The 13,252-nt window shown below is 64.7% G+C and carries 13 protein-coding genes and 1 pseudogene; 7 read left to right on the top strand and 7 right to left on the bottom strand.

Going from position 1 to position 13,252, the window contains the following annotated elements:
* Positions 1–6: 6 nt before the first annotated feature.
* Positions 7–495, bottom strand: a complete 489-nt coding sequence (locus Q7C30_RS11030) for a MarR family transcriptional regulator (protein WP_317871514.1) — start codon at positions 493–495, stop codon at positions 7–9.
* A gap of 220 nt (positions 496–715) precedes the next feature.
* Between Q7C30_RS11030 and Q7C30_RS11025 the strand changes: the two genes are divergently transcribed.
* Together Q7C30_RS11025 and Q7C30_RS11020 are read left to right on the top strand one after the other, a co-directional pair.
* Complete coding sequence (locus tag Q7C30_RS11025) at positions 716–1,717, top strand: FecR family protein (RefSeq protein ID WP_317871513.1); 1,002 nt, start codon at positions 716–718, stop codon at positions 1,715–1,717.
* 94 nt (positions 1,718–1,811) lie between these two features.
* Complete coding sequence (locus Q7C30_RS11020) at positions 1,812–2,867, top strand: cytochrome D1 domain-containing protein (protein WP_162889508.1); 1,056 nt, start codon at positions 1,812–1,814, stop codon at positions 2,865–2,867.
* 13 nt (positions 2,868–2,880) lie between these two features.
* On the opposite strand, the gene Q7C30_RS11015 is transcribed toward Q7C30_RS11020, so the two are convergent.
* The 4 genes from Q7C30_RS11015 to Q7C30_RS11000 form a co-directional block, all read right to left on the bottom strand.
* A complete protein-coding gene (locus Q7C30_RS11015) occupies positions 2,881–4,041 on the bottom strand; it encodes a GGDEF domain-containing protein (protein ID WP_317871512.1) in 1,161 nt (386 codons plus the stop codon).
* A gap of 117 nt (positions 4,042–4,158) precedes the next feature.
* A complete protein-coding gene (katG, locus tag Q7C30_RS11010) occupies positions 4,159–6,411 on the bottom strand; it encodes a catalase/peroxidase HPI (protein WP_317871511.1) in 2,253 nt (750 codons plus the stop codon).
* Between the two features lie 241 nt (positions 6,412–6,652).
* Complete coding sequence (locus tag Q7C30_RS11005) at positions 6,653–7,531, bottom strand: DMT family transporter (RefSeq protein WP_317871510.1); 879 nt, start codon at positions 7,529–7,531, stop codon at positions 6,653–6,655.
* 159 nt (positions 7,532–7,690) lie between these two features.
* Positions 7,691–7,903: a PLD nuclease N-terminal domain-containing protein gene (locus Q7C30_RS11000; RefSeq protein ID WP_039577161.1), complete on the bottom strand. Its 213-nt coding sequence runs from the start codon at positions 7,901–7,903 to the stop codon at positions 7,691–7,693.
* A 162-nt stretch (positions 7,904–8,065) separates the two neighbouring features.
* Here Q7C30_RS11000 and Q7C30_RS10995 point away from each other — a divergent pair, with 162 nt between their 5' ends.
* Together Q7C30_RS10995 and Q7C30_RS10990 are read left to right on the top strand one after the other, a co-directional pair.
* Entirely contained in the window at positions 8,066–9,073 is a 1,008-nt protein-coding gene (locus tag Q7C30_RS10995; protein ID WP_116888033.1) for a GlxA family transcriptional regulator, read from the top strand.
* An 86-nt stretch (positions 9,074–9,159) separates the two neighbouring features.
* Positions 9,160–9,408 (top strand): CsbD family protein, encoded by a 249-nt coding sequence (locus Q7C30_RS10990; RefSeq protein ID WP_029613276.1) that lies wholly within the window; start codon positions 9,160–9,162, stop codon positions 9,406–9,408.
* Positions 9,409–9,477: 69 nt separating this feature from the next.
* Here Q7C30_RS10990 and Q7C30_RS10985 read toward each other — a convergent pair whose 3' ends face one another.
* The gene (locus Q7C30_RS10985) at positions 9,478–10,146 is read right to left on the bottom strand and encodes a TetR/AcrR family transcriptional regulator (protein WP_317871509.1); all 669 of its coding nucleotides are present in this window, start codon (positions 10,144–10,146) and stop codon (positions 9,478–9,480) included.
* An 89-nt stretch (positions 10,147–10,235) separates the two neighbouring features.
* Entirely contained in the window at positions 10,236–11,117 is an 882-nt protein-coding gene (locus tag Q7C30_RS10980; protein WP_317871508.1) for a LysR family transcriptional regulator, read from the bottom strand.
* A 128-nt stretch (positions 11,118–11,245) separates the two neighbouring features.
* Between Q7C30_RS10980 and argC the strand changes: the two genes are divergently transcribed.
* From argC to Q7C30_RS10965, 3 genes and pseudogenes are all read left to right on the top strand, one after another.
* Positions 11,246–12,181 (top strand): N-acetyl-gamma-glutamyl-phosphate reductase, encoded by a 936-nt coding sequence (gene argC, locus Q7C30_RS10975; protein ID WP_317871507.1) that lies wholly within the window; start codon positions 11,246–11,248, stop codon positions 12,179–12,181.
* 81 nt (positions 12,182–12,262) lie between these two features.
* Positions 12,263–12,949: a GNAT family N-acetyltransferase gene (locus Q7C30_RS10970; RefSeq protein ID WP_317871506.1), complete on the top strand. Its 687-nt coding sequence runs from the start codon at positions 12,263–12,265 to the stop codon at positions 12,947–12,949.
* A gap of 89 nt (positions 12,950–13,038) precedes the next feature.
* Positions 13,039–13,188 (top strand): annotated as a pseudogene (locus Q7C30_RS10965) (PLP-dependent aminotransferase family protein); the annotation flags it as partial.
* Positions 13,189–13,252 lie beyond the last annotated feature (64 nt).

The raw sequence follows: 13,252 nt of genomic DNA, 5'->3' as shown, positions 1-13,252 counted from the left end.
TTCGAATCAAGTCGGATCAGGGGTGCGATCGCCGAAGCGAGCGATCGTCAGGGGGTCGCCGGCAGCCAGAAGCAGCTTCGCCAGCAGGGTCTCGAGCGCCTTCAGCTCGGTAGGTTCGAGCGCGCCGACCAGCTCGTTCATGGCCATGGCGCCGATCTCCGGCAAGCGATCGGCCAGACGCTGACCGTCTGCCGTCAAGGCCAGGCGCACCTGGCGCCGGTCTTGCGGGCAGCGCGTACGCAGCAGCAAGCCTTTGTGCTCCAGACGATCGAGCATGCGAGTCATCGAGCCGCTGTCCAGACCCAGATAGCGGCACAGGTCGGCCGGCGTATCCACGTGGTACTGGGTGATGATGATCAGCACTTTGAACTGGGCCGCGGTCACGCCGTCACCTTCCAGGTGCCAATCGAGAATACGGTCCTTCAACAGCGCGGCGCGGCCCAGCAACATGCCGATGGCGCAGGTCTGGAAGTTCTCCGGGGTGAAATGGGCCATCGGAATCGCTCGACATCGCAATAATGTTAGAAAATATTACTGCCTAGGCAGTAAATGTCAAAAACTTTATTAGTTTCCTACCTAAAATCTTATTCATGTGTCCGCCGACACGATAACGCTGCAAAACCCATCAAAAAACGCGCAACTGATAGGTATTCGCCATTATCTCGGTTCTCGCCATGCAGCGCTGACGGTAGAATGCGCAAAACCGGGAGCCACGATGAATCAGGACCGCCTCACATCAACCGACGCCGATGCCGTCACCGATGCCGCCGCGCAGTGGTGCATGCGCCTGCACGCCGAGGATTGCTCGGACGCCGAGCGTGAGGCCTTCGCGCAGTGGTTGGCCGCCGATCCGCAGCACGCCGAGGAATACCAGGCGATGCTGGAAATCTGGCAAACCGCCGACTTGCTGCCCCGCCCACCCGCTACCACCCGCCAAGCCCCCGCTGGCCGTGTGCGCCGCCGCGCATGGCGCCCCGCCGCTTCGGCAGCGATGATCAGCGTGCTCGCGCTGCCCCTGGCGGCCTGGATCGGCTGGGAGCTGGGCTGGCTGCCCAACCGCTATCAGCATTTCGACAGCAGCGATCAGGTGCGCGCCGTGCAACTGGCCGATGGCAGCAACGTCGAACTCAACCTGCACAGCGAGGTGCGCTTTCTCAACTTCAAGGATCGGCGTCGGGTCGATCTGGTCAAGGGCGAAGCCTTTTTCGACGTCAGCCACGACAGCCAGCACCCCTTCATCGTGCATGCCGGACGTGGCCAGATCCGCGTGACAGGTACGCAATTCAACGTGTGGAAGTACCAGGACCAGGTCAAGGTGACACTGGTCGAAGGCTCGGTGCTGGTCTCCAGCGATGGCAGCGATGGCGGCTATCGCCTCGGCCCAGGCATGCAGGCCAGCTACCGCACCGGCGATTTCGAGCCGCGGTTGGCTCAGAGCGACGACTACGCCAACAGCCTGGCCTGGCGCAGCGGGCGCATGGTGCTGGACAACCTCAGCCTGTCCCAGGCGCTGCCGGTGATCAACCGCTACCTGGACAAGCCGCTGATGCTGGCCGACAACAACGTCGGCAGCATTCGTATCAGCGGCATCTACGACACCCGCGATGTTCGCCAGTTGGTCGACAACCTGCCCAAGGTCCTGCCGATCTATCTCACCCGCAGCAACGACGGCAGTACCGTGCTCAACCGTATCCTGCCCTCCCCCCACAAACGCTGAAGCGCAAGCGCCCGGCATCCGAACGAACTCGGCGAGCGGCGCGTCGGTCACACCTTGGGCATGCACATGGAAATCATCCCAGAAGGAGACGGACATGCCCTACCCATTTGCTCCCCTGCCCAACGCACTGCGCCACATCGTGCTGGCCGGCGCCCTGCTGACCGGCAGCGCACTGGTGCACGCCGATGACGTGCTCCTGGTCGGCAACAAGGCCGACGCCAGCGTGTCGGCGCTCGACACGCGCACCGGCAAGGAGCTGGTGACGCTGAAAGTCGGCACCGGCCCGCACGAAGTCGTGGTCTCGGGCAACAACCTGTTGGCCGTTGCTGGCAACTATGGTGTTCAAGGCACCGCCAACAACACCCTGAGCGTGATCGACTGGCCGACCCGCAGCGTGGTGCGCACCATCGACCTGGGCCAGGATTCGCGTCCGCACGGCATTCGCTTCCTGCCCGACAGCCAGCGGGTGGTGGTGACCACCGAAGACAGCGACCGCCTGCTGGTCGTCGACCTGGTCCAGGGCCAGGTCACCGACCGCATCGACATCGGCGGCGGCAAACCGCACATGGTCGCCTTGGCGCCCGGCGCCGAGCGCGCCTACGTCACCCATGTCGACGGCGGTCAGTTATCGGTGGTGGACCTGCTGCACAAGAAAAAACTCTATGACATTCCCACCGGCAACGGCAGCGAAGGCGTGGCGGTGACCCCGGATGGCAAGCAGGTGTGGGTCAGCAACCGCGGCGGCAACGAGGTGGTCATCGTCGATCCGCAGCGCCGGGAAGTCACCGATCGCATCCGTACCGGGCTGTTCCCCATCCGCGTGGCCATGACGCCCGACGGCAAGTACGCACTGGTGACCTGCGCCAAGTCGGCGGAACTGGCGGTCATCGACGTGGCCGCCAAGAAAGAGATCAAGCGCATCGGTTTGGCGCGAGAAGGCGCTGAGTACCGACGCACGCTACTGGGCGAAGAAGCGCTGCCCATCGGCGCGGTGGTCTCCCCTGACGGCAAACAGGTGTACGTGGCCATCAGCGGCGGTGACGAGGTGGCGGTGATCGACACCGCCAACTGGACCGAGAAAGCCCGCTGGAAAACCCGCGCCGAGCCGGACGCATTGGCCATCGTGGTGCAGCCCAAGCAGGACGAGTGACGCAGCGACGGTCCTATCCGACTGCGGCCGTGGCATCCACCACGCGCAGACAGTCGCGCCCACCGCGCTTGGACTGGTAGAGCACCGCGTCCCCCTGTTCGATCAACGCCGCCAGGCTCGCTGGCGGCTGATCGAACAGGTGAGCGCCAATGCTCAGGGTGACCGCCATCGGCGTGGCGAAAGACTGTGCCGTGATGTGCTGGAAGCGCTCGCGCAGCAGCGCCCCCAACACCTGGACTTCGTCACGCCTGGCGTTGCCCAGCAGGATGATGAATTCGTCACCACCCAGACGTGCGGCCAGCGCATGGGGCGGCAACAGCCCCTGGATGGTTTCGCTCAAGGCCACCAGCAGGCGATCACCGGCGGTGTGTCCGTACAAGTCGTTGACCAGTTTGAAATGGTCGATGTCGATCAATAGCGCAGCACTCGGTCGCTCGCCACTGGTCGCCTGCAACAGCCTCGGTGCGCGCATTTCCAGGGCGCGGCGATTGAACAGTGCCGTCAACGGATCACGCGCCGCCAGCAACGCAATGCGCTCCTCGCGACGGTAGCGCTCGGTGCCGGTCATCGACAGCGCAATCAGCATGATCGCCATGGCCCCTTCGATCAGCGAGATCTGGATGATTTCGCCACGAAACGCGGCCAGATCGATCAGCGTCCCGGGAACCACCGCAGTCGAAGCCTTGGCCACATAGAACAGGCCATGACCCAGCAGGATGTAGCGCAGTTGAACGGCACCCACGCTCAGCGACACGCCATGGGGGCGCAGCAGGAAACTGGCGCGCAGCGAAACCCCGGCCACCAGCAGCGATTGCACACCCAGCATGATCTTCGACCACGCCGGCCCTTCTGGCAGCAACAGCATGCCGGCCCACAGCAGGACGATCAGCAACCAGGCCCGTGACAGTCGCACCTCGGTAAAACGGGCGACGCCCAGCAGAAAGCAGAAATGCGCGAAGATCAACAGACCGTTGGCGAACCAGATGCCGACCAGCAAATAACCGTTCATGCGCAACAGCGCCAGCACGCAGCCGATCATGATGGTGGCGAAACCTGCACTCCAGTACAGCAACGACGACTCACGTACGCTGCGCCATTCGATTGCCAGGTAAAGCGCAGCCGCGGCCGCTAGGGCGACACTGAGTGCCAGGAGGGTGGGAGGGTCGAGCGTCATGAACCAGCGAGCCTGTGATGGGGAGCAAACGCGGCGATTGTAAGCGCTTCCACCGCGATTGCAGAGTGCCATCTCATCGGATTGCCGGGGCCGTTGCAGCGACCCCGGACAGTACCGCTATTTCAGGTCGAAACGGTCCAGTTCCATGACCTTGACCCAAGCCGCGACGAAGTCCCTGACGAACTTGTCCCTGCCATCATCGCTGCCGTAGACCTCGCTCAGCGCCCGCAGCTGGGCGTGGGAGCCGAACACCAGATCTACCCGCGTACCGGTCCATTTCACCTGCCCGGTCTTGCGATCACGGCCCTCGAAGGTCTCGTTGTCGCCTGAGGTCGGCTTCCACTGCGTGCCCATGTCCAGCAGGTTGCGGAAGAAGTCGTTGCTGAGAGTGCCCGGCTTGTCAGTGAACACGCCATGCTGACTGCCGCCGTGGTTGGCGCCAAGCACCCGCAGGCCGCCGACCAACACAGTCAGTTCCGGGGCGCTGAGGGTCAGCAGTTGGGCCTTGTCCAGCAACAGTCGCTCGGCCTTGACGCTGTAGCGGGCCTTGCTGAAGTTGCGCAGGCCATCGGCGAGCGGTTCGAGCACGGCGAAGGACTCGACATCGGTCTGTGCCTGAGCGGCATCGGTGCGACCGGGACGGAACGGTACATGGATGGGATGGCCGCCGTCCTTGGCGGCTTTCTCGACCGCCGCGCAGCCGGCCAATACGATCAGATCCGCCAGGGAGACGCGTTTGCCAGTGGCGCTGAACTCGTCTTGGATCTTCTCAAGCGCCTTGAGCACTTTATCCAACTGCTCAGGCTGGTTAGCGGCCCATGAGCGTTGCGGCTCAAGACGCAGTCGGCCGCCGTTGGCGCCGCCGCGCTTGTCCGAACCGCGGAAGGTCGAAGCCGACGCCCAAGCGGTGGCAACCAGTTCGCCCACACTCAAGCCTGAGGCCAGCACCTTGGCCTTCAGGTCGGCAATGTCCTGCTCGCCCACCAGCGGATGGTCGACTGCGGGGATCGGGTCTTGCCAGATCAGTTCCTCCTGCGGGTTTTCCGGCCCCAGGTAACGTGCCAGCGGTCCCATGTCACGGTGGATCAGCTTGTACCAGGCACGGGCGAAGGCATCGGCCAACTGCTCCGGGTGATCCTTGAAACGGCGGGCGATGGGGGCATAGATCGGGTCGAAGCGCAGCGCCAGGTCGGAGGTGAGCATCATCGGCGCATGGCGCTTGTTTGGATCGTGCGCATCGGGCACGGTGTTGGCGCCTTTGCCGTCCTTGGGTCGCCATTGGTGAGCGCCGGCCGGGCTCTTGGTCAGTTCCCACTCGAAGTCGAACAGGTTGTTCAGGTATTCATTGCTCCAGCGGGTCGGGGTCGAAGTCCAGGTCACCTCCAGGCCGCTGGTGATGGCGTCGCCACCCTTGCCGCTGCCGAAGGTGCTGGCCCAGCCCAGGCCCTGCTGCTCCAGCCCGGCAGCTTCGGGTTCAGCGCCTACGTGGTCCGCCGGACCTGCGCCGTGGGTTTTGCCGAAGGCGTGGCCGCCGGCGATCAGGGCAACCGTCTCTTCATCGTTCATGGCCATGCGGCCGAAGGTTTCGCGGATGTCCTTGCCCGAGGCGACGGGGTCGGGATGACCTTCGGGGCCTTCAGGGTTGACGTAGATCAGGCCCATCTGCACGGCGGCCAGCGGGTTCTCCAGATTGCGTGCGCCCGGCTCGGTGCGGCTCTGCTCCTCACCGTGCTTGGCAGGCTCGGCCACCAGATCTCCCTGCCCCGGCGCCTGGGCCTTGCCATAGCGGGTGTCGCCACCAAGCCAGACCTTTTCCGAGCCCCAGTACACGTCTTCGTCCGGCTCCCAGACATCGGCGCGGCCACCGGAGAAGCCGAAGGTCTTGAAGCCCATGGACTCCAGCGCCACATTGCCAGTGAGCACGATCAGGTCGGCCCAGGAGATGTTGCTGCCGTACTTCTGCTTGATCGGCCAGAGCAGGCGTCGGGCCTTGTCCAGGCTGACGTTGTCTGGCCAGCTGTTGAGCGGGGCGAAGCGTTGCTGGCCGGAGCCGGCGCCGCCGCGCCCGTCGGCAATGCGGTAGGTGCCAGCGCTGTGCCAGGCCATGCGCACGAACAGCGGACCGTAGTGACCGAAGTCAGCAGGCCACCAATCCTGGGAGTCGGTCATCAGGTTCGCGATGTCCTGCTTCAGGGCTTGAAAGTCCAGGCGCTTGAAGGCCTTGGCGTAATCGAAGTCCGGGTCCATCGGGTCGGACTGCTCGCCGTGCTGGTGCAGGATCCTCAGGTTCAACTGATCGGGCCACCAGTCGCGGTTGCTGGTGCCCTCCCCGGCCGTGTGATGGAAGGGGCATTTCGATTCGTTCGACATGTGCGCTTACCTTGCAGGTTCGGTTATCCAGATTTCCGGTCTGTGCCGGGCGATCCGCGGGCCGAGCCAGGAACTCGACCCATCTGCTCATCAGGGATGGTCGGACAGGAGCCGACGCTGGCTCACCGCGCGTCAGACGCACGAGGCGAAGCCAGGGGAAAGACTAGCCGAGCTTCGGCAGAGGTCTAATAGAGTGGCTGTTCAGGGGCGATAGTCAGGGTCTTTCAGCACCCTGAGCCCGCTAACGACGGCGTTGCATCCACGCCGCCCCCAGGCCGCTGAGGCAAATAATGGCGATACCGAACACGCTGAGGGTATCCGGCACCTGGCCGAATACCAGCAATCCGAGCAGCCCGGCGAACACGATCTGGCAATAGCTGAACGGCGCCAGCAGCGCAGGGGCGGCGTGGCGGAAGGCTTGGGTCAGCAACAGGTGCGCGGTCATGCCGCAGCCGCCGAGCGCCAGCATCAGCAACACATGGGAGGCTTGCGGGGTTTGCCAGAAGAACGGCACCAGTGCGCTCATGATCAGGGTGTTGCACAGGCCCGCATAGAAGTTGCTGGTGGTGGGGCTGTCGTGTGCGGCCAGAATACGGGTGAGCAACTGGTAGAAGCAGAAGCCCAACGCCGAGCCGAACGGGAACAGGATGGCCGGTGTGAACATCGCGCCGCCCGGATGCACCACCACGAGCACCCCGATAAAGCCCAGCACCACGGCCAGCCATTGACCAGGCGTGACCCGCTCCTTGAGCAGCGGCGCCGACAGCGCAGTGACCAGTACCGGAGCCAGAAAGTTGACCGAGGTCGCTTCGGCCAGTGGCAGGTATTGCAAGCCGGCGGTGAACAGCAGACTGGTACTGAGCAAGCTCAGGGCACGCAGGGTTTGCAGGAGTGGGCGGCGAGTGCGCAGCACGCGCAGCCCCGCTTGAGGCAGGAAGATGCCCGCCATGAGCAAGGTGTGCACCACGTAGCGCGCCCACACCACCATGATGATCGGGTAGAGACCGCCCAGGTACTTGGACAGTCCGTCGTGACTGGCAAACAGGAAAGTCGCCACGACCACCAGGGCGATGCCATGCAGCGGGTGATTGACGCCAGACAACGGGGTGCGGGTGGTCATGCGGATCTCGGGCCGTGGCAAACGCTGGCAGTTTAGAAGAGTTGCACGAGCCCAGGGAAAGACAATGCCCGTCCAAGGGACGGGCAATGGCAACGAGCGTGCGGTTATCGGCCAGACAGGCCGCTCAAGCGTGTCCGTGCGACAGGCGCTCTCACCGTCTCACTTCTCTTCGAGTACCGCCTTGCCCTTGACCGCACGAGGGCCTCGCCACGCCCAGAACAACAGGCCGGGGAACGGCGCCCATACCACGAATACGACCCAGAGCATCTTGCGCTCGGCACGTCGGTCGCTGCCGATGATGTGCCAAATCGCCCAGACTTGCAGGAGGATCACCACCACCGCGACGACGATCCAGATCGTTCCGATTTCCATGAGCGTTCTCCCGTGTGCATGTACTGTATTGGTTCGCGCCAAGCGGCAAGGGTTCAGTCGGATACGCAGGCGATTGCGCGTGCACCCTGGCCTGTTCAACGATTGTCTTTCCGCGCGACGGGTAGCACACTCGCTGCGCCAGAGAAGCCCATGGAGTCCGCTGTGCCAACGCCCCGCCAGTTCAGCAAGAAGACCAGCACCAGCAACATGCTGCGGCTCAAATCCGGCGCCAGCGACGAACAGAAGCCCTACCACGTAGGTTTCGTCCTGCTCGAGCACTTCTCCATGGCCAGCTTCACCGTGGCGATGGACGTGCTGGTCACCGCCAACTTGCTGCGCGCCGAGCGCTTCGCCTTCACCGCGCTGTCGTCCAGCGGCGACCGGGTACTCAGCGACCTGGGCCTGGAATTGATCGCCAGCGAGCTCGATCCGTCCGCCCTGAAGACACTCGACCTGCTGGTGGTCTGCGGCGGCCTGCGCACCCTGCTCAAGTACCCTGAACTGGACCGTCTGCTGGCCGATTGCGCCGCCCACGGCATGGCCCTCGGCGGCTTATGGAATGGCGCCTGGTTCCTCGGCCGGGCCGGGGTGCTCGGCGATTACGGCTGCAGCATCCATCCCGAGCAACGCGCCAGCCTGGCCGAGCGCAGCCCGCAGACGCGCATCACCCCGGCCAGCTTTACCCTCGACCGCGACCGCCTCACCGCCGCCAGCCCCAACGGCGCGATGGAGCTGATGCTTGGCCTGGTGCGCCGCTTGTACGGCGATGCGCTGGCCGAAGGCGTCGAGGAAATCCTGTCCTTCTCCGGCGCGCGCTATCGTCAGGTCGGGCCCGGCGCCAAGAAATCCATGAGCTTGCAACTGCGCACCATCGTCGAGCTGATGGAAAACAACCTGGAAGAAACCCTCAGCCTCGACCAACTGGCCGCCTACAGCGGTCGCTCGCGGCGCCAGATCGACCGGCTGTTCCAGGCCCAGCTCGGCACCTCGCCACGGCGCTACTACATGGAGTTGCGCATCACCAAGAGCCGGCGCTTGCTGCAGTATTCGGACCTGTCGGTGATGGAAGTGGCGGTCGCTTGCGGTTTCGTCTCGGTATCGCACTTCAGCAAATGCTATGCCGCCTACTTTGGTTACCCGCCGTCGCGCGAGCAACGCCTGGGCGAGTGAGCCGACAACAGTGTTGAACTAATCCAGGCGCGCGGCTCCCTAACCTCTGACACATCCATGGCCACTCACAGGAAGGGTTGATCCATATGAAGCGTGAACAGATCGAAGGCGTCGCGGACAAGGTAATCGGCAAGGCGCAGAGCGCCGCTGGCGAGTTTCTCGAAGACCCGGACCTGGCCGCCGAGGGCGATGCGCGTCAGGCCGTCGGTCAAGTGACCAAAAGCTATGGCGACGCGGTGAACAACGTGTCGAACTTCGTCAAGGAAAAGCCGCTGACCGCCCTGGCAGTCGGCGCGGCGATCGTGCTGGTGGTCAACCGCCTGCTGCGACGCTGATCGCCAGTGGGTGTACTGGGGCCGCTTCTGCGGCCCTTGTGCTTTCTGGGCACCCTGGGGAGCGCGCGGTCATGCGCGGATGTAATTGAGCACGGCCTCGCAGAGCATCTGCTTGTGCCGCACCTTGATGGCTTCATCGCTCAGGTCGATCTGGAAGATTTCGCCGAAGGTATGCCGGTTCGATACCCGGTAGAAACTGAACGAACTCATCAGCATGTGCAGGTCGATGACCTCGATACCGGGGCGAAACACGCCCTCCTCCACGCCCCGGCGCAACACCCGCCCCAACGCCTCGAGCACCAGGCTGCTCATTTCGCCGATCACCGGCGCCTGCTTGACGAACTCGCCGTAGTGGATGTTTTCGGTGCAGACGATGCGCACGAAGTCCACGTTCAGGTCGTGGTGATCGAAGGTGAACTCCACCAGACGGAGGATGGCCTGCTCCGCGGATAGCGACTCAAGGTCCAGGCTGTGTTCGGTCTTGCGAATGTCGCCGTAAAGCTTGATCAAGCACTCCAGGTACAACTGCTCCTTGCTGCCGAAGTAGTAGTAGATCATGCGCTTGGAGGTGGCCGTACGATCGGCGATCGCATCGACCCGCGCCCCGGCGAGCCCCTGCTCGACGAACTCTTGGATCGCCGCCTGGAGAATGTCCTCACGGGTCTTTTCCGGGTTGTTCTTGCGCGCCCTGCGCCCCCGGACCATTGGCTGGTCGGGGCTGACTTGCGGATCACTCATACCGACTCACAGGCTATCTGGTTGTAGTGGGCGGGGATTATCCGTGACCTGACCGGCACTGGGAAGCATGGACATCCGGCAGGGCCCGGTCACTGGCGCACGTGCTTGAGCGCCGCCAGCACATGCCCGGTAGCCCGATCGCCGTCGCCCTCGCGACACGCGATGCCCAGCGACCGCCACAAGCCCGGCCGTAACGCGCGGCACACGATGCGCCGATCCAGCTCGGGGCCTTCGCCTTCCTGAGGCAGCAAGGTCGCGCCATAGCCCGCCGCCACCAGGCTCTTGATCGCATCGTTGTAGTTCAGCTCGATGCGCGCCTGCGGATAGAGCCCGGCCGCCGCGAACCACTCGGCGGTAACTCGCGACAACTGGGTGCCGCTGTCGTTGAGAATCAACGCGCGCGCGGCCAGCCACGTGGGCGTCAGCCGCGCCGGGGGCTGCCAGTCGGCCGGCACGTAGGCCAGGATCGGGTCGCGCCGCCAGGGCATCAACTTCACACCTTTGCTGGCGGTCTGCGGCAGGGCCACCAGGCCGATATCCAGGCGACCGTCGCGCAACGCGGCCAACGAGGCCTGGGAAGTCAGCACCTGCACCTGCACGTCGATGCCAGGGTGGTCGCGCTGCAGCGCTGCCAGCGCGCTGGGCAGCAGGTGAGCGATGGCCCCGGTGGACGCGCCCAGGCGCACACGCCCGGTCAGCCCGGCCACCTGCCCACGCACCTCTTCCAAGGCCTGCTCGGCGTCCGCCAGCAAACGCCGGGCGCGCTCCAGCAGGGTCTGCCCAACGGCGGTGGCGCGCACCTGGCCGCGGGTCCGAGTCAACAAGGGCGCACCAACCCGCGCCTCCAGTTCGGCCACATGCAGGCTGATGGTCGGCGGCGCCAGGTTGAGCTGACGCGCAGCCTGGGCAAAAGAGCCGAGGTCGGCGATCACCACCAGGGTACGCAGGCGATCGAGGCTGATTTCTCGCACAACAAAACTCCGGTTACACACAAGCTCAATTCAGAAAAACTGAATTTCATGCTCATGATATTCAAATTTTCTTTTATTCAAACCGGCGCGAGGATAGCACCACCTCTTGCGTGAACGGACCTTGCACCATGCACCAGCCCCTGATTTTCATCGACGGCGACCAAGGCACGACCGGCCTGCAGATCCATGCCCGGCTGAAGGGACGCACCGACCTGCGCCTGCTGACCCTGCCTGACGCCGAGCGCAAAGACCCTCGGCGCCGGGCCGAGGCCCTCAACAGCGCCGACATCGCCATTTTGTGCCTGCCTGACGACGCGGCCCGCGATGCCGTGGCGACGCTACGCAATCGGCAGGTGCGGGTGATCGATGCCAGTTCCGCGCACCGTACCGCGCCGGGGTGGGTGTACGGGCTGCCCGAGCTGGACGCCCAGCAGCCCGAGCGCATCGCCTTCGCTATGCGGGTCAGCAATCCCGGCTGCTACCCGACCGGCGCCATTGCCCTGCTGCGGCCGCTGGTCGAGGCCGGCCTGCTGCCGGCGGACTATCCGCTCGCCATCCACGCGATTTCCGGCTACTCCGGCGGCGGTCGCGGCGCTGTCGAACGCCACGAACACGCCGGCGAGCACCGCCTGCCGGCACTGCAACTCTACGGCCTCGAACTGGCCCACAAGCATGTGCCGGAGATCCAGGCCCATGCCGGTCTGAGCGCTCGCCCACTGTTCCTGCCGGGCTACGGCGACTACCGTCAGGGCATTGTGCTGACCACGGCCCTGCACCTGCGCCTGCTGCGCCCAGGCGTCACCGCAGAGCACCTGCAAGCCTGCCTGCACCAGCACTATCACGGCGCCCGTCACGTGCAGCTCATGCCCTTGCATCAGCAAGGACCGGCCACGGCACTGGACCCTGAGGCTCTCAACGGCAGCGACGACCTGCGCCTGGCCTTGTACGCCAATCCCGAGCACGGCCAGGTCCTGCTCAGCGCCGTGTTCGATAACCTCGGCAAGGGCGCTGCTGGCGCCGCGGTACAGAACCTGGACTTGCTGCTCAGCGCCCTGCGGCGCTGAGGCCCTACCGGCGAAAACGGTTAGACTGTGCATCCCGCGTCGCTCGACGCAGGATGCCTTCAACCGCTGGAGCTTGCCCCGATGTACATCCTGAGCCGCCTCGACGGCGTGCCGCCCGAATCCTTCCAGAACCAGATTCGCCAGTTGGTGATCGAGCAGGCCAGCGCGCTGAGCAGCGTCGCCATCGCCGCCGACAACCCGCTGTACCCGCTGTACCAATACAGCGTGGGCCTGGAGGTCCACCAGTACCTGCAAGCGCTGGACGGTCAGCGCGGTCTGGCCGTGGAACTGATCCTGGCGTTGGACGCCGAGGCGCCCGACCGCCTGCTCGGTTTCGCCCTTGCCCTGCCCGCCCAGGATGACCCGCACACCTGCGCCCTGGCCTTCCTGGCGGTGGTGCCCAGCCATCGCCGCGAGGGCATCGCCCGCGGTTTGCTGGCGGACCTGCGCAGTCGCTACGCCTGCGTGGAAATGAGCGCCTTGCCCCATACGGTGCCCTGGTTCGAAGCCATGGGTTTGCAAGTGGTCGGTGCCCAGGCCGCACACGTGCTGATGAGCAGCAGCGGCAGAGCCAGCGACGCGCTGATCGGCCGACTGGACACCGCCACGATCTACCAGACGCTTGAAGTGCGGCAAATTCATGCCTACCTGCTCAAGCAGCACGGTGACGCCGCGATGATCGAGGCCGAGCGGGCCCGTAACGAGCGGCTGGACGAGCTCGAACTGCAAGCACAGGCGTGCGCGGCCCTACGCAAACAGGTGCACTGAGGGATGAGGCGTGCCATTGATTGCTCGCGCTCGCACCACCCAGCACTGAACGACCGGCCCGGGCACGTCACGTCATTGCGGAACACGACATGGAACTGCACATTCACCTGATCGGCGGCAAAGGCCTGACCGATCAGCTCCACCAGCAATTACACGAAGCCATCGCGCGTGGACACCTGGCCGTCGGCACGCAGTTGCCGCCCACGCGCCTCCTGGCCGAGCAAGTTGCCTTCGCGCGGGGTGCACTGCACAGCCGCCGACGTCCTGGTGTGCAACGGTGCTCAGCAGGCGCTGGAACGGGTT

The organism is Pseudomonas sp. RAC1 (genome assembly GCF_030658255.1).
GTDB classification, from domain to species: Bacteria; Pseudomonadota; Gammaproteobacteria; order Pseudomonadales; family Pseudomonadaceae; genus Aquipseudomonas; species Aquipseudomonas boreofloridensis.
Note: the sequence above shows the minus strand (reverse complement) of the source record. Positions and strands in the feature narration are given on the sequence as shown.